The 17091-nt window shown below is 40.2% G+C and carries 17 protein-coding genes and 1 other annotated feature; of the genes, 16 read left to right on the forward strand and 1 reads right to left on the reverse strand.

The window, feature by feature from the left end; all coding sequences use genetic code 11:
- Window positions 1-52 precede the first annotated feature (52 nt).
- From gltX to AB3I00_RS09530, 9 genes are all read left to right on the forward strand, one after another.
- Complete coding sequence (gene gltX / locus AB3I00_RS09490; RefSeq protein WP_368025118.1) at window positions 53-1513, forward strand: glutamate--tRNA ligase; 1461 nt, start codon at window positions 53-55, stop codon at window positions 1511-1513.
- Window positions 1510-1750, forward strand: a binding site (T-box leader). Its footprint overlaps the gene before it by 4 nt.
- An 85-nt stretch (window positions 1751-1835) precedes the next feature.
- Window positions 1836-2372, forward strand: a complete 537-nt coding sequence (gene epsC / locus AB3I00_RS09495) for a serine O-acetyltransferase EpsC (RefSeq protein WP_002293094.1) — start codon at window positions 1836-1838, stop codon at window positions 2370-2372.
- Window positions 2369-3781, forward strand: a complete 1413-nt coding sequence (gene cysS, locus AB3I00_RS09500) for a cysteine--tRNA ligase (protein WP_368025119.1) — start codon at window positions 2369-2371, stop codon at window positions 3779-3781. Before epsC ends, cysS begins: the two co-directional genes overlap by 4 nt.
- The gene (locus AB3I00_RS09505) at window positions 3778-4173 is read left to right on the forward strand and encodes a Mini-ribonuclease 3 (RefSeq protein ID WP_002293091.1); all 396 of its coding nucleotides are present in this window, start codon (window positions 3778-3780) and stop codon (window positions 4171-4173) included. Before cysS ends, AB3I00_RS09505 begins: the two co-directional genes overlap by 4 nt.
- Entirely contained in the window at window positions 4166-5026 is an 861-nt protein-coding gene (gene rlmB / locus AB3I00_RS09510; RefSeq protein ID WP_002314322.1) for a 23S rRNA (guanosine(2251)-2'-O)-methyltransferase RlmB, read from the forward strand. Before AB3I00_RS09505 ends, rlmB begins: the two co-directional genes overlap by 8 nt.
- A gap of 3 nt (window positions 5027-5029) precedes the next feature.
- Complete coding sequence (locus AB3I00_RS09515; protein WP_002293089.1) at window positions 5030-5560, forward strand: NYN domain-containing protein; 531 nt, start codon at window positions 5030-5032, stop codon at window positions 5558-5560.
- Between the two features lie 76 nt (window positions 5561-5636).
- Entirely contained in the window at window positions 5637-6215 is a 579-nt protein-coding gene (locus AB3I00_RS09520; RefSeq protein WP_002293088.1) for a sigma-70 family RNA polymerase sigma factor, read from the forward strand.
- Window positions 6216-6329: 114 nt separating this feature from the next.
- Window positions 6330-6575 (forward strand): Veg family protein, encoded by a 246-nt coding sequence (locus tag AB3I00_RS09525; protein WP_002287434.1) that lies wholly within the window; start codon window positions 6330-6332, stop codon window positions 6573-6575.
- Window positions 6576-6667: 92 nt separating this feature from the next.
- The gene (locus AB3I00_RS09530; protein ID WP_002315876.1) at window positions 6668-7114 is read left to right on the forward strand and encodes a GNAT family N-acetyltransferase; all 447 of its coding nucleotides are present in this window, start codon (window positions 6668-6670) and stop codon (window positions 7112-7114) included.
- Window positions 7115-7173: 59 nt separating this feature from the next.
- On the opposite strand, the gene mscL is transcribed toward AB3I00_RS09530, so the two are convergent.
- Window positions 7174-7635, reverse strand: coding sequence for a large conductance mechanosensitive channel protein MscL (mscL, locus tag AB3I00_RS09535; protein WP_010733126.1), 462 nt, complete (start codon window positions 7633-7635; stop codon window positions 7174-7176).
- Between the two features lie 250 nt (window positions 7636-7885).
- On the opposite strand from mscL, the gene AB3I00_RS09540 reads away from it, so the two are divergent.
- The 7 genes from AB3I00_RS09540 to rny all read left to right on the forward strand — a co-directional run bounded on the left by AB3I00_RS09540 (window position 7886) and on the right by rny (window position 17057).
- Window positions 7886-9154, forward strand: a complete 1269-nt coding sequence (locus AB3I00_RS09540; protein ID WP_368025120.1) for a M16 family metallopeptidase — start codon at window positions 7886-7888, stop codon at window positions 9152-9154.
- A complete protein-coding gene (locus AB3I00_RS09545; RefSeq protein WP_010733128.1) occupies window positions 9147-10433 on the forward strand; it encodes a pitrilysin family protein in 1287 nt (428 codons plus the stop codon). The genes AB3I00_RS09540 and AB3I00_RS09545 overlap by 8 nt, the downstream gene beginning before the upstream one ends.
- Before the next feature lie 368 nt (window positions 10434-10801).
- On the forward strand, window positions 10802-11725 hold the full coding sequence (locus AB3I00_RS09550; RefSeq protein ID WP_368025121.1) for a RodZ domain-containing protein: 924 nt from the start codon (window positions 10802-10804) through the stop codon (window positions 11723-11725).
- Between the two features lie 208 nt (window positions 11726-11933).
- Window positions 11934-12512, forward strand: coding sequence for a CDP-diacylglycerol--glycerol-3-phosphate 3-phosphatidyltransferase (pgsA, locus tag AB3I00_RS09555; protein ID WP_002293081.1), 579 nt, complete (start codon window positions 11934-11936; stop codon window positions 12510-12512).
- Window positions 12513-12682: 170 nt separating this feature from the next.
- Window positions 12683-13924 carry a competence/damage-inducible protein A gene (locus AB3I00_RS09560; protein WP_368025122.1) on the forward strand — a complete coding sequence of 414 codons (1242 nt, stop codon included), beginning with the start codon at window positions 12683-12685 and terminating at the stop codon, window positions 13922-13924.
- A 108-nt stretch (window positions 13925-14032) separates the two neighbouring features.
- Entirely contained in the window at window positions 14033-15082 is a 1050-nt protein-coding gene (gene recA / locus AB3I00_RS09565) for a recombinase RecA (protein ID WP_002293077.1), read from the forward strand.
- Between the two features lie 418 nt (window positions 15083-15500).
- Window positions 15501-17057, forward strand: coding sequence for a ribonuclease Y (rny, locus tag AB3I00_RS09570; protein ID WP_002287336.1), 1557 nt, complete (start codon window positions 15501-15503; stop codon window positions 17055-17057).
- Window positions 17058-17091: the final 34 nt, after the last annotated feature.

The following is a 17091-nucleotide window of genomic DNA, read 5'->3' on the forward strand; positions in this document are numbered from 1 at the left end:
TGACGGAATTTTTACTGTTAGTCAAAGTCTAGTTTGAAAGAAGAGGAAGAAAATGACGAAAGTACGCGTACGCTATGCACCAAGTCCAACTGGGCACCTGCATATTGGAAATGCAAGAACTGCATTGTTCAATTATTTGTTTGCCCGCCACAATGATGGAGACTTTATTATTCGTATTGAGGATACTGACCAAAAACGTAATATCGAAGATGGCGAAAAAAGCCAGTTGGAAAACCTTGCTTGGTTGGGAATGGATTGGGATGAATCTCCTGAAAATCCTGGAGAATACGGCCCTTACCGTCAATCTGAACGTAAAGAAATCTATCAACCGCTGATTGATCAGTTACTTGCTAGCAATCGAGCATACAAATGCTATTGCACAGAAGAAGAATTAGAAGCAGAACGGGAAGCACAACGCGCAAGAGGAGAAATGCCTCATTACGCAGGAACATGTGCGAACTTGACACCTGAAGAACAAGCAGAAAAAGAAGCACAAGGTCTAGAATCTGTTGTACGTTTCCGTGTGCCTCGCAATACAGAATACGCATTTACAGATATGGTAAAAGGCGCTATTTCGTTTGAATCCGATAATATCGGCGGCGACTTTGTCATCCAAAAGCGCGATGGTATGCCAACCTATAACTTTGCTGTTGCGGTCGATGACCATTTGATGAAAATCACTCACGTTTTACGTGGAGATGACCATATTGCCAATACACCAAAACAACTGATGATCTATGAAGCATTTGGCTGGACGCCACCAACATTCGGACATATGACGTTGATCATCAACAGTGAAACAGGCAAAAAACTAAGCAAACGTGACGAATCAATCTTACAATTTATCGAACAATATCGCGAATTAGGTTATCTACCAGATGCAATGTTCAACTTTATTGCATTATTGGGCTGGTCACCTGTGGGCGAAGACGAAATCTTCGATCACCAAGAATTGATCCAAATGTTCGATCCAAAACGCCTAAGTAAATCACCCGCAGCTTTCGATGCGAAAAAACTGCAATGGGTAAACAACCATTACATCAAAGCAATGGATCTAGATGCATTTACTGACATGTGTCTGCCTTATCTAATCGCTGATGGACGTGTAGCAGAAAACCCAGATGAAAAGACAATCGAATGGGTGAAGAAGATCGTTAGCCTGTATCAACCTCAAATGAGCTATGCTGCAGAAATCGTTGATCTGTCTACGCTATTTTTCAATGAACATCCTGTATTGAATGAAGCAGCAAAAGAAGTACTTGCTGGTGAAACAGTTCCTACTGTTCTCCATGCATTTAAAGCACAGCTAGAACAAATGGAAGTAGTAGATGCTCCAACTGTAAAAGCTGCCATCAAAGCTGTTCAAAAAGAAACTGGCGTAAAAGGGAAAAATCTTTTCATGCCGATCCGTGTAGCTGTATCAGGACAAATGCATGGCCCAGAATTGCCTGAAACGATCGAATTGCTTGGTCGTGAAAAATCATTAGCACATTTAAATCAAGTACTGAACTAAACACGATGAACAGAAAAAAGTAAGCAGCTGATCATTACAAGAGAGATACCGGGTGGTGCAAGGTATCAATGAATGGTTGCCGAAATGCCTCTGGGAGTGGTCTTGGCGAAAACACAGAAAACAGGAAAAACTGTTTTACAGGAAACGAAGTAGCCAAGAACGTATAACAGGCGTTAGCTGTCAGAGATAATCATTGATTATGAAGAAAAGTGGAACCACGCGGAAAGCGTCTTTTGATAAGGAAACTTATTTAAAAGGCGCTTCTTTTCTTTATAAGAAGCTGTTTTCCTACATAAAATACTTACGAAAGGAGTGGAAAGTCATGAGTTGGTTTGCCCGAGCGATTGATGCAGCAAAGAGAAACGATCCGGCTGCACGTTCGACAGCGGAGATCGTTTTGACCTATCCTGGTTTTCATGCCTTGTTTTGGCATCGTTTCTCTCATTTTTTATATCAGCATCGGCTCTTTTTATTGGCGAAGATCAATGCTCAATTTTGGCGATTCCTGACAGGTGTTGAAATCCATCCAGGAGCAACGATTGGAACAGGTGTGTTCATCGACCATGGAATGGGGATCGTCATTGGCGAAACTGCAGAAATCGAGGATGATGTGATTTTGTTCCATGGCGTAACATTAGGCGGTACGGGAAAAGAAACAGGTAAAAGACATCCAACGGTCAAACAAGGAGCCATGCTCTCTGCGAATGCGCAGATATTAGGACCGGTAACGATCGGAAAAAACGCAAAAATCGGTGCAGGTGCCGTTGTGTTGAAAGATGTTCCAGACGATGCTACAGCGGTAGGAGTACCAGCAAAAGTCGTTCGAATCAAAGGAGAAAAAGTGAGGAGATCAGAATGATAAAAATCTACAATACATTGACCAGAAAAAAAGAAGAATTCATCCCTATACAAAAGGGACATGTCGGTATGTATGTCTGCGGACCGACTGTGTATAATTATATCCATATCGGAAATGCTCGTAGTACCATTGCTTTCGATACGATTCGACGCTATTTTGAATATCGAGGCTATAAAGTCGATTTTGTATCGAATTTCACGGATGTAGACGATAAAATCATCCGTACAGCAAACGAATTAGGCATCACAGCACCAGAAGTCGCTGATCGTTTCATCCGAGCATTTGAAGAAGATACGAAAGCGTTGAATGTCGAGCCTGCTACACTGCATCCAAGAGTCATGGACCATATGCCAGATATTTTAGCATTTATTCAAGTGTTGGTTGAAAAAGGCTATGCTTATGAATCTTCAGGTGATGTGTATTACCGTACCCGTAAATTTGAAAACTATGGGAAATTAAGTGACCAATCCATCGATGAATTGGAAGTCGGCGCAAGTCAGCGTACTGGTGAAGAACAGCAGCAAAAAGAAGACCCATTAGATTTCGCTTTGTGGAAACAAGCAAAACCAGGCGAGATTTCTTGGGATTCGCCATGGGGCAAAGGACGTCCCGGTTGGCACATCGAATGTTCCGTCATGGCAACAAAACATTTAGGCGAAACGATCGATATCCATGGTGGCGGGCAAGATTTGGAGTTTCCTCATCACGAAAATGAAATCGCACAAAGTGAAGCGAAAACAGGGAAAAAATTCGCTAATTACTGGATGCACAATGGCTATGTAACGATTGGCGAAGACGATGAAAAAATGAGTAAATCTCTAGGGAATTTCATCACTGTGCATGAAATGATCCAAAACGTCGATCCACAAGTCTTGCGTTTCTTCATGGCGACCACACAATACCGTCGTCCGATCCGTTACAGTGAAACGACGATGAAAGAAGCAGCCACCAATTTACAACGACTGAAGAATACGTTTGACAATTTGAAATTCCGCCAAGAAACTGCCTCAGAGAATTTGGCAGATGATGCGGATAAAATCGCTTTGTTAGAAAATTTGGAACAGCGATTCATCGAAGAAATGGACGATGATTTTAATGCAGCAAATGGGATCACAGTGGTCTATGAGCTTGCTAAATGGCTGAACACTTATCTAGACCAGCCGGAAGTTTCTGCCACTGTCTTGGCACAGGGAGAAGCTTTATTCTCGCAATGGCTTTCGATCTTCGGTATTTTATTTACAGCAGAAAAATTATTGGATGAAGAGATTGAACAATTGATCGAAGAACGAAATCAAGCAAGAAGCAATCGTGATTTTGCCCGAAGCGACGAAATCCGTGATTTGTTGAAAGAAAAAGGGATCTTATTAGAAGATACACCCCAAGGAACTCGATGGAGAAGAGAAGCATGAGAGATTACACACAATTGAACGGTTTAGCCTTGGCTTACGTGGGAGATGCGATTTACGAAATCTATGTTCGCGACCACCTGATCGATCAAGGAGAAACAAAACCCAATAAGCTGCATCGTGCGGCAACGAATTATGTTTCTGCGAATGCACAAGCTTTTTTGATTCAGCAAATGCTGGAGGAACATCTTTTGACAGAAGAAGAAGAGCTTTATTATCGCAGAGGAAGAAATGCCAAAAGCCATACGAGTGCAAAAAATGCTGACGTTACGACTTACCGGGTCGCAACAGGGTTCGAAGCACTGATGGGTTATCTGCATTTGACAAAACAAACCGAGCGGATGGAAGAATTGATCCGCTGGTGTATTCAGAAAGTTGGTGAAAAAAATGGGTAAAGAAAGAACAAACAAACATCAATCGAAACGTGGATTTGAAGACAAAAAACAAAATAGATATCCAAATAAAAAGCAAACTGGACGAAATCAGTCAGTTTCTGATCAAAATGAAGAAGCATTAGAAGATAATTTCGTCTTTGGACACCATGCCGCAGTAGAAGCGCTACAACAAGGGCGAGGGAATAAACTCTTTCTTCAAGAAGATTCACGAGGAGAAAAAGTAGAAGAACTGAAAGAAATCGCACGTGAGCAAGCTGTACCGGTCAAATGGGTCCCTAAACAAAAATTAGAAACTTTGAGCGATCATGGCGTGCATCAAGGAGTCGTTCTTGCGATTACACCTTATGAATATTTATCCCTTGACCAACTGATTGAACGAACAAAAGAGAAAAAAGAAGACCCCTTCTTTTTGATTTTGGATAGCATCGAAGATCCACACAATTTTGGGTCGATTTTACGGACAGCAGACGCAAGTGGCGTTGATGGTGTGATCATACCAAAACACCGAGCAGTTGGAATCACGCCTATCGTAACAAAGACTTCCACTGGTGCAGTGGAATATGTGCCTGTTGCACGTGTGACGAATTTGGTACAAGCTGTGCAACAGCTCAAAGAGACAGGATTTTGGGTATTTGGCACAGATATGACCGGCACAAACTTCCAAAAATGGAATGCCAAAGGATCCATTGCTTTAGTCATTGGTAATGAAGGCAAAGGAATGAGTCCAGGATTGAAAAAAGAAATGGATGAATTACTGACGATTCCAATGACTGGGCACGTCCAAAGTTTAAATGCCAGTGTTGCCGCTGGATTGCTGATGTATCAGGCTTTTTCCCAACGTCAGGGGGAGTAGGTCATGAAAAAACAGCTGTTGATTGTAGATGGCTACAATATGATCGGTTCGTGGCCGGAACTGGTCCAGCTTAAAAAGCAGGACAAAATGGCAGATGCAAGAGAAGCTCTTTTGCATCGTTTATCAAATTATGCGAAATATGAAGGACTGGAAGTCATCGTTGTCTTCGATGCTCAATTAGTACCGGGCATCCAGCAAAATTATAGGAAATATCAGTTGGATGTTGTTTTTACGAAAGAAGATGAAACGGCTGACAGTTATATCGAGAGAATCGCTGGGCAGCTGAATGATCGTTTGACACAAGTAACAGTGGCGACAAGCGATCTAGCAGAACAGTGGATGATTTTTTCTCAGGGGGCGTTGCGAACTTCTGCTTACGAGTTATATAAAACGATTAAAAAAACGGAAAAAACAATAGCCCAAGAAAATAAAGATATGCATTTTGTTGATTTCCGACGTAATTCTCCGTGGAATGAAGAGCAGTTAAAAAAATTGTCCCAAAAATTGGACGATTTAATGAGAAAAAATAAATAACATATCGTTCTAATCAGTTCGATGAATCATTGATGATAAGATTCCTCCATAAACGAATTTATGGAGGAATTATTTTATGTCTGAGGAGTTATTGCGCGCTGCACGTAATGGTGACGAAGAAGCATTTGCTGCCCTGTATCAAAAATATTTTCCACTCTTACTACGTTTGAAAAACACTTACTATTTAAGAAATTATGTTACTGAGGATTGGGAACAAGAAGCGAGGATCGCTTTATATCAGGCATTGAGAACTTACGAAAAAAGCAAAGGAGTCAGCTTTGGAAGTTATTATAAAAGTATCATAAGCAATCAAATTTATTCTTTATTGAGAAAACAGAACGCGCTGAAGCGCCGTGACCAAAAAGACGAAGTCTCGATCGACCAAAAAATAGAGACAGAAGGACCAGATTTTTTAGCAGAGATCACCTTGCAGGAACCTTTAGCGATTCAGCATCTTTTGTTAAAAGAAGCAATCGAAAATTGCGAGATCCGATTTTCAAAAAAAGAAGCACAAATTTTTCATTATTACATGCAAGGGGTTGATTTTGCGGAGATGGCTGAATGTTTGTCAATGGATCACAAGCAAGTGATGAGTGCATATGGAAGGGTAAAACTCAAAATAAAAAAACACTTAAAATTTTATAATGAGGAATAATTTAGAAAAATCTTAATGAGCTTCTTACTTATTTTTATTGCATTTCTTTTTTTTTTATGGTAAACTTGAAAATTTTAAAAATATGTGGTATAGTTGGTAGTAGAGGTGAACTGTATGCCAACAACTTTAGCTTCAATCAAGAAAGATTTAGAAGGTCGTATCGGCAGCCCAATCATGTTGGTTGCTCAGACAGGAAGAAAGCGTCAAACAGAACGCCGCGGCGTTTTAACAGAAACCTATCCTTCAGTATTCGTTGTTGACTTGGATCCTGAAGAAAATTCTTTTGAACGAGTATCTTACAGCTATTCAGATGTACTTACTCGGACAGTTGAGATCGAATTTTTAACTGAAGCAGTTTAAAAAGCAAACGAGCCTGAGATTCGTAAGGTTCGTTTGCTTTTTTGTGTATGAATCGGTATGCTAATAATAAAAAAGTAGGAGGCGTTTACTTAGTGGAATATCAGGTAAAGAAATTTGAAGAATTGTCGACAGCAGAGTTTTATGCAATCGTCAAAGAACGGATTGCAGTCTTTGTTGTGGAGCAACAGTGCCCTTATCAAGAAGTTGATGATATCGATGGACAAGCTTGGCATACGTATTTCCAAGATACTGATGGGAAGATCCTTGCCTACACGCGGGTATATGAAGAAGCAGAGAGCATCCATTTTGGTCGCGTTCTTGTTCATCAAAATAACCGTAAAGACGGCTTAGGAAGAAAGATTGTCCAAGAAACGATCAACATGATCCAGAAAAAATTTCCAGAAAAACCAATTGTGATCGGTGCACAAGAATATCTACAGGCCTTTTATGAGTCTTTTGGATTCAAGGCAATCTCAGATGTGTATTTGGAAGATGATATTCCGCATATCGACATGAAAAAAGAACAGGTAACAAGTTAAGAATCTAAAAAAAAAGAAAGCCGACACTGAAAATCGGCTTTCTTTTTTTAGATTCTTCATTATTTAGAAGTATCTGAAAGATTTGTTTGCTCTACCGGATGCGTATTGTCTTCTGCCACTTGTTTGGCAAGAAGATCGCGTATGTCACTAAGATAATCTTCTGCAGTAGGTGTTTCTTCCACTTCTTCTTCTGCTTCTTTGGCGCGTAAATTCTTCGCACGGTTTGCCGCTTTGACAACTAAGAATAAGACAAAACCAGTAATCAGGAATGTAATGATAGCACTAATAACGTTACCAAACGCAAACGTGACACCTTTTGTCGGCGACCAGTCAAGAATTGAAAGTGCTCCTTCTAAATCAGAAGTTCCTGTGATCATAGCGACAATCCAACCAATTAGCGGAGTGATTAATCCTTGTACCACTTGGTTTACGATACTTGTAAACGCACTCCCGATAACAACACCGACAGCAAGATCCAAGACATCTCCACGCATGATGAACTCTCTGAATTCTTTGATCATGAATGACCCTCCCTTCTTTTGTATGTCTTTAGTATATCGAAAAATAAAAAATAAAAAAACGATATACGCTTTTAGCCGTCTGTCCCTTTTGATAAAAAACTTCTATGCTATACTATAAAGTGTAACATCATTTAGAAAAATCGGCGAATTGCCTGAACTTATATATTTCAAGCAGATGCATAAGTAAAAAAGGCCGATTGTCCTACTAAAAGAGTAAGAGGCAATCATCTATGAAAAGGAGCATATAAATATGGTGTATCAATTGGCAGAAGGCGTGAATCTTCATGTCTTACCAACAAAACAATACAAAACGATTCGGATTTTTATCCGTTTTACTGCACGTCTGCAACAAGAAGTCATTACAAAACGTTCACTACTCAGCAGTATGCTGGAAACAAATAGTTTGAATTATCCGGATCAGACAAAGTTAAGTGCGAAACTTGCTGAGCTTTATGGTGCAAGCTTCGGACTATCAGTAAGAAAAAAAGGGAACTTGCATTGGCTAAACGCAGGAATCAGCTTTGTGAACGGCGAATATGTCAATGATTCGAACCTTTTCTCTCAAGCGGTGGATTTTTTAAAAGAAGTTTTATTTTATCCAAATATCAAAAATCAACAGTTTGATCAGTTGACGTTTGACTTGGAAAAGAACAATCTGCGTCTCTATTTGGAAAGTTTGAAGGAAGATAAACAAACTTTTGCTTCCTATGCACTGCAAGAACTTTATTTTGAAAACAGCCCGGAACAAAAAATCCCAAGTTTAGGCGTAGTGGAAGAACTAGACAAGATCACTGCTCGTTCGCTAGCGGCTTACTATCAAGAAATGATGGCGAACGATCAAATTGACATTTTTGTTGTCGGCGATGTTGATCCGGACAAAGCAGCCGAAGCTGTGGGGCAATTACCATTTGAGCCGCGTGAAACAGCTCATCCAGAATTGTTTTATACCCAGCCTCAAGTGAATATCGTCAAGGAACGACAAGTCCGTGAGCCAATCGTTCAAGCAAAGCTGAATCTAGCTTATCAGACAAATGTGTATTATGATGAGCCAGAACGTTTTGCGCTAATGGTCTTCAACGGTTTATTTGGCGGGTTTCCTCACTCCAAACTGTTCATGAATGTGAGAGAGAAAGAAAGTCTAGCTTATTATGCCTCTAGCAGTGTGGATACATTCCGAGGGTTCATGAGTGTCCAGACCGGTATCGATGAAAAAAACCGAAATCAAGTACTTCGCCTGATTCACGAGCAATTAGAAAGCTTGCGAAACGGTGAAATAACAGATTTGGAACTAGCTCAGACAAAAGCGATGCTAAGAAACCAATACCTGCTTTCTCTAGACTCTCCGCAAGCGGCAATCGAAGCTTCTTTTTTAGACAGCTGGCTGCCGGAAACAAAATTATCTGATGAAGAATGGTTGAAACGTATGGAGAGTGTAACGATCAAAGAGATACAACAAGTAGCTGAGCAAATCGAATTGCAAGCAATCTTCTTTTTATCAGGAGGAAATGCAAATGAATAAAACAGAATATGAGCAAATCAATGAAACGCTTTATCATGAAGTACTGCCAAACGGTTTGACCGTGTATTTGTTACCTAAAAACGACTATCACAAGACATATGGTTTGTTCAGTACGAATTATGGTTCGATCGATAACGAATTTATTCCCTATGGTGAAAAAGAAAAAGTGAAAGTCCCAGATGGCATCGCTCATTTCTTAGAACACAAGCTGTTTGAAAAAGAAGACGGCGATGTTTTTCAATTATTTGGACAGCAAGGTGCTTCCGCTAATGCTTTCACGAGTTTCACGAAAACTAGTTACCTGTTCTCTACGACTGATCAGGTAGAAAAGAATCTGACGACACTGATCGACTTCGTACAAGCACCTTACTTTACAGAAGAAACTGTAAACAAGGAAAAAGGAATCATCGGTCAGGAAATCCAAATGTATGAAGACGACCCTAACTGGCGGATGTTTTTTGGTATACTAAATAACTTGTATCCTGCACACCCGTTGCATATCGATATTGCGGGCACGGTTGAAAGTATCGACAAAATCACAGCTCAAGACTTGTATACGTGCTATCGGACGTTTTATCAGCCAAGCAATATGGTTTTATTTGTAGTTGGTAAGATGGAGCCTGAGAAATTGATGAAACTTATTCGGGAAAACCAAGAAGCAAAAAATTTCCCGCCAAAGCAAGAAATTGTACGGTATTTCCCAGAAAACACAAAAGAAATCATCAAACAAAGTGCATTGGAAGCAGCCATTACACGAGATAAATTTGTACTTGGTATTAAAGGATTAGACACATTGCCGCAAGAAGGAACAGAACTACTACGTTATAAAACAGCTATCAATCTGTTGTTCCAAATGATTTTAGGTAATACTTCTCGAAACTATCTAGCTATGTACAATCAAGGAATTATCGATGACAGCTTTGGTTTTGAATTCAGCTTGGATCGTGAATTTCACTTTGCGGACTTCAGCGGAGATACGGATGAACCAGAGAAAGCAGCAGAAAAAGTCAAAGAAATCATTCTTGGATTCGCTGATGATCCTGAAGTGTCAGAAATGAATCTCGATTTGCTGAAGAAGAAAATGCTTGGACAATATTTCCAATCATTGAATTCAATCGAATATATTGCTAATCAATTTACGCAAAGTTTATTTGGTGATCGAACATTATTTGATCTTCCTGAAATCATCGATTCGATCCAAATGAAAGACGTACTGGCAGCTGGAGAAGCATTTATAAGTGAAGAGGCCTTCAGTGAGTTTTATATGAGACCAAAATAAACCAGTATTTTATGGAGAAAAGTCTTAAATTTCGTTTTAGACTTGTAGCAGGAACCTCCTCCAAAACCAGCTTTTATGGTATTCTTAGATGTGTTGGAAATATTAATGAGAAAATAAAACAAATCATGCTCTCTTTTAATCAACTTATATTAAAATAAAATCAAACGAAGTAATCAAAGAGGTTGTGACAGAAGTGGTCAGCTTCAAGAAATAAGAAGGAATTTATGAAAATTGCTTCTCAAATTTTTGTGATATTTCGGCTTATTGCCGAAGAAGCTACTTCTGGAACGCCGTTTATACGGAAAAAGGAGCTGTGACACGACTTTTGTCACAGCCACCAAACATAACGTCTTTCGTTGCAACAGCAGATGCTTCGGAGAATCAAACAGACTGGAGAAGATGAACGAGTGGCTTTTGAAACCATCGGAGAAAAATTACGGCAAGCACGCCTGAATAAAAAGATATCTTTAGATGAATTACAGCAGATTACAAAAATTCAAAAACGTTATTTGGAAGCAATCGACAATGATGATTTTGATCAATTGCCTGGTAAGTTTTACGTACGGGCGTTTATTAGGCAATACGCTGAAGCTGTAGGAGAAGATGGAGACCATTTAGTCGATGTTTTTGATGGAAAAAGCAAATTGACAGGATCGGTCCCTGAACGTCCGCAGCCTGAAACAGTAAGTACTTCCAGAAAAGCAATACATCAAGAAGAATCGCATCCAAGTCGTTTTTGGACAAGTCTTCCTGTCATTTTATTAGGATTGGTTGCTTTGGCGATCGTCGTTGTCGTAGGCTATATGACTTGGCAAGATCGTCAAGCTGATCCAATAATCGGCGATACAGCTTCTTCGCTCAAAGTAGAAGGATCAGTCGAGGAGTCCTCTTCCTCAGAGAAAAGCACGCAGACCCAAGAGTCTTCTACAGTAGAGTCAACAACAGAATCAAGTGAAGAAAAGAAAATGGCAATAGCTGCAGGAGAGGATTCCGGTAGTGCCATCGCAGTAAATATTACAGATGCTACCAAGCCTGTCACTCTTGAGTTTACCGCTGTCAATCGTGTGTGGATCGGTGTGCTAGTAGACAATGCTTATGTTTATCAAGGCACACTGGCAGCAAATGAAACACAAAGTACCGTGTTACCGGAAACAGCGGCCAATGCGACCATTACGATCGGTGCAGCAAGCAATGCGACGATCAAAGCGAATGGAGAATCCGTACCATTTAATCCAGGGGAAAACAATCAGAGTCCTAAAAATGTGAACCTGACTCTCCAATATGTAGAGTGATCGTATAAATGAGTTTATTCATCTATTTACTTGTAGGCATAAAAAAGAAGGATCGTGACAAACCTGTGTCGCGGTCCTTCTTCGTTATTTCCAAAAGATCAATTTCAATAAAAATGCTCCGTTGAATAAATTCGTTCGGAAAAGTAAATAATATCGGTGGAAACTTCGCGGATAGTCACGTAGAATAGGGAAGAAAGGAGTCGATAATGTGAATTTACCAAATAAATTAACTGTACTTAGAATTTGTATGATCCCGATTTTCATTTTGGTTGTAGGATTACCGTTAGATTGGGGACAACTTAACGTAGGGGACACCACACTGGCTGTTACGCAGCTAGTAGGCGCAGTTATTTTTGCATTAGCCAGCATCACAGACTGGTTAGACGGAAAAATTGCCCGTGCACGAGGTCTTGTCACTAACTTTGGCAAGTTTGCGGACCCACTGGCAGATAAAATGCTAGTTATGACCGCTTTTATCATGTTGGTTGACCAGGGAAAGGCCCCAGGTTGGGTAGTCGCGATTATTGTCTGCCGCGAATTAGCCGTCACAGGCTTACGTTTACTACTTGTCGAACATGGAGAAGTCATGGCTGCTGCTTGGCCGGGAAAAGTCAAGACGGCTACACAAATGGTTGCTATTATCTTGCTGTTTATCAATAATATCCCATTCAATCTGATCGGTATTCCAGTAGACCAAATCATGCTTTATGCTTGTCTGATCTTTACTATCTATTCAGGTGCGGATTACTTCATCAAAAATAGCGGCGTGTTCAAAGGATCAATGTAGGTATTGTTTTGTGGATGGTCAGATTCGTCGGTTCTTGATAAAGCGAAAATAATTTGATCATATAATGAAAAAAGAACTGGGGAGAGGCTGGTCCATGGATCAGCCTTGCCCTCTTTTTAAATAAAAAAATATATAAGTACAGCGTATACTATATAAGGGAGCGGGAAGTAATGAAAGCAGAAATAATAGCTGTCGGAACAGAACTTTTACTAGGACAAGTCGTGAATACGAATGCCACTTTCTTGTCAGAACAGCTAGCTGATCTAGGTATCGAAGTTTATTATCAGACAGTCGTAGGAGATAATCAGCAGCGTTTAGAAGAGTTGATTGCTCTAGCTGAAACAAGAAGTGAACTCATACTCTTATGTGGCGGATTAGGGCCGACAGAAGATGACCTGACAAAAGAAGCAACTGCGGCTCACCTCGGTAAGTCTCTCATACAAAATACGGAAGGATACAAAAAATTATTGGCATATTTTGAAACAACCCATCGAAAAATGACCAAAAACAATCTGCAACAGTCTCAAATCATCGAAGGCGGGGTTCCTCTACCAAATCGTACAGGGCTTGCTTTAGGGACTTTTTATCAAACAGATACACATGCATATATCCTTCTTCCCGGTCCGCCTAATGAGTTGAAACCAATGTTTGTGGAACAAGTACGTCCTTTACTAGAGGAACGTTTTCCTTCTGAAGAAAAACTGATTTCTAAAGTTTTGCGCTTTTATGGGATTGGTGAATCGCGACTGGTCACTGAACTAAAAGATCTGATCGAGACACAGATCAATCCAACGATCGCTCCTTATGCCAAACCAAATGAAGTGACATTGCGTCTAACAGTGAAAACAAAGGATGTTCAGGCAGGAAATCAAGCTCTTTTAGCATTGGAAGAAAAGATTCAAGAACGAGTAGGAGAATATTTTTATGGATATGGCGATGATAATTCGTTAGCAAAAGTCGTAGTGGAACTGCTGAAAGAAAACAAGCAGACTGTAACAGCGGCGGAAAGCTTGACAGCCGGTGCCTTCCAAGCCGCATTGGGCGATATTGCTGGTGTATCTGAAGTATTTCCAGGCGGCTTCGTTACCTACTCGTTCCAAACAAAAGCTGGTTTTCTGGAGATTGATCCGGAGCTATTAGCAAAATATGGAACAGTCAGCAAAGAATGTGTGGAGCAGATGGCCATTCAAGCACGTGAGATAGCAAGAACAGATTACAGTGTAGCTTTCACCGGAGTGGCTGGACCGGACATGTTAGAAGGTCACCCTGCAGGAACAGTATGGATCGCAATTTCATCTAAAGATGGCGTGGTTTCAGAAAAATATCACTTTGCCAGAGACCGTGCGGCTATCAGATATAATGCGGTTATGCAAGGATTTGATCTTTTGAGAAAACAGCTTTTAAGAAAATGATAAATGCGAATATTTGTTCGGTTTTTTCTTGCTTTTTATTACTAAAAACGATATGATAAGGATAATGAAATGTTGCTCTGATTTGTAAATATAAGGAGGATTATCGTATTGGCAGATGATCGTAAAGCAGCCTTAGATGCTGCACTGAAAAAAATTGAAAAGAGCTATGGTAAAGGCTCTATTATGAAATTGGGCGAAAAAATCGACCAACAAATCTCTACAATTCCAAGTGGCTCTCTTGCGTTAGATGTCGCTTTAGGTGTCGGCGGTTACCCCCGTGGACGTATCATCGAAGTATATGGACCTGAAAGTTCAGGTAAAACAACAGTGGCGCTACACGCTATTGCAGAAGTACAAAAAAATGGCGGAACGGCCGCTTTCATTGATGCTGAGCATGCGTTAGATCCGCAATATGCACAAAAATTAGGTGTGAATATCGATGAACTACTTCTTTCACAGCCTGATACAGGAGAACAAGGTCTGGAGATCGCTGATGCTTTAGTATCAAGTGGGGCTGTAGATATCGTAGTAGTCGATTCAGTTGCTGCTTTAGTTCCACGAGCAGAAATCGACGGCGAAATGGGTGACTCACATGTCGGGTTACAAGCACGTTTGATGTCTCAAGCATTGCGTAAACTCTCTGGTTCGATCAACAAAACAAAAACAATCGCTATTTTCATCAACCAAATCCGTGAAAAAGTAGGCGTGATGTTTGGGAATCCAGAAATCACTCCTGGAGGACGCGCATTGAAATTCTACGCAACGATCCGTTTAGAAGTACGTCGTGCAGAACAATTGAAACAAGGAACAGATATTGTTGGTAACCGTACAAAGATCAAAGTCGTAAAAAACAAAGTAGCACCTCCTTTCAAAATCGCTGAAGTAGATGTCATGTATGGTTTAGGGATCTCACAAGAAGGAGAACTTCTAGACATGGCAGTAGAAAAAGACATCGTTGATAAAAGCGGTGCTTGGTACTCTTATAAAGAAGATCGGATTGGTCAAGGACGAGAAAATGCTAAAATCTATATGGCTAATCATCCTGAAATGATGGCAGAAGTTTCTGCTCTAGTTAGAGCAGCTTATGGCATTGGTGAAGAAGTGGCTGTCCCAGAAGATACAAAAGGCCAAGAAGAATTACCTTTAGAAGAAGAATAATAAACAACATAAATAAAAACGGCTGGTCTGAAGAGTAGATACTCTCCTTGACCTGCCGTTTTTTTATTGAATAAAGAACAAAGAAATCTTGAGCTATTTAATCATACGAGTAGCTACATAAAACAAAAAATATCTATTCGACTACAAAAAGTAATTTAGTGAAAAAGTTTCTCAACTTAAAGGTTTACTTATATGAAACTAGTGTCATTTATTCTAAAAACCACCGTTTAATGAATGAACGGAAAGCCGTTTCTTTGTTTATTTAAAGTTGACACTACGGGGTACAAACATTAGAATAAAGTTGTGCATGTTTTTTGTACACATATATGCGAAGATGCATATTGACAAGTTTAGAATAATTTATCATAGAAGCTGTATAGATGATAAAAATGAAAAAGATAGTATGGAGGTGGATTTTATGGTATTCAACATTCTCCTCGCTATCATCGGTTTAATTGTCGGTCTTGGTTTAGGGTTTATGGTCGCAAAGTCACGTCACGAGAAAGAAATAGCTGGTGCACAATCATCAGCTGCTGGGATCATCGATAGTGCAAAGAAAGAAGCAGAAACTCTAAAAAAAGAAGCATTGTTAGAAGCTAAGGAAGAAAATCAGAAATACCGTTCTGAAGTTGAAAGTGAGCTGAGAGAGAGTAAGTTAGAATTAAAATCTCAAGAGAATCGTTTGATTCAACGCGAACAAACGCTGAATCGTAAAGATGACTCGTTAGAAAAACGCGAGAACTCACTTGAAAGTAAAGAAGAAGCACTTAGTTCAAAACAGCAATTAATTGAAGAGCGAGAAAAAGACGTTGAAAAAATGATTGAAGATCAACAAAAAGAACTAGAAAAAATTGCTGGTTTATCAAAAGAGGACGCACGAGATGTCATCATGAAATCGACTGAAGAAGAGCTGAATCATGAGTTAACTCTAATGGTAAAAGAATCTGAACAGCGTGCCAAAGAAGAAGCAGATCGCAAAGCGAAAAACTTATTATCATTAGCGATTCAACGCTGCGCAGCAGATCAAGTTTCAGAAACGACTGTTTCAGTCGTTACCCTTCCGAATGATGAAATGAAAGGTCGTATCATTGGACGAGAAGGTCGTAATATTCGAACACTTGAGACGCTGACTGGTATTGATTTGATCATCGATGACACACCTGAAGCAGTTGTTCTTTCCGGATTTGATCCAATCCGAAGAGAAATCGCACGAATGACCTTGGAAAAACTGATACAAGATGGACGAATCCATCCAGCACGAATCGAAGAAATGGTCGAGAAATCTCGTAAAGAAATGGATGAACGTATTCGTGAATACGGGGAAGAAGCAGCATTTGAAGTCGGTGCCCATACACTTCATCCAGATCTAATCAAGATCATCGGACGTCTGAGATTCAGAACTAGTTACGGACAAAACGTCTTGAAGCATTCGGTCGAAGTTGCAAAATTAGCTGGTATCTTAGCAGCAGAACTTGGCGAAGATATCCAATTAGCAAAACGTGCCGGATTGCTCCATGATATTGGAAAAGCACTTGACCATGAGATTGAAGGATCTCACGTTGAGATCGGTGCGGAATTAGCTGCCAAGTACAAAGAAAACCCAGTAGTCATCAACGCAATCGCTTCTCACCATGGCGATGTGGAAGCGACTTCTGTTATCTCTGTCCTTGTAGCTGCAGCAGACGCGCTTTCTGCAGCAAGACCTGGTGCGCGAAGTGAATCATTGGAAAACTACATCCGTCGTTTAAGAAGTCTGGAAAATATTTCGAACAGCTTCGCCGGTGTAGAATCAAGTTACGCAGTTCAAGCTGGACGCGAAGTTCGGGTAATGGTCAAACCAGAAGAAATCTCGGATCTGGACGCTGTTCGTTTAGTACGCGATATTCGTAAACGAATCGAAGAAGAGCTGGATTATCCTGGACATATCAAAGTAATCGTTATTCGGGAAACTCGCGCAACTGATTATGCTAAATAAGAGTAAACAAAAAAGAAGAGTCGCGGCAAAAGCC

Source organism: Enterococcus sp. C76, assembly GCF_040886985.1.
In the GTDB taxonomy this organism is placed as follows: domain Bacteria; phylum Bacillota; class Bacilli; order Lactobacillales; family Enterococcaceae; genus Enterococcus_B; species Enterococcus_B lactis.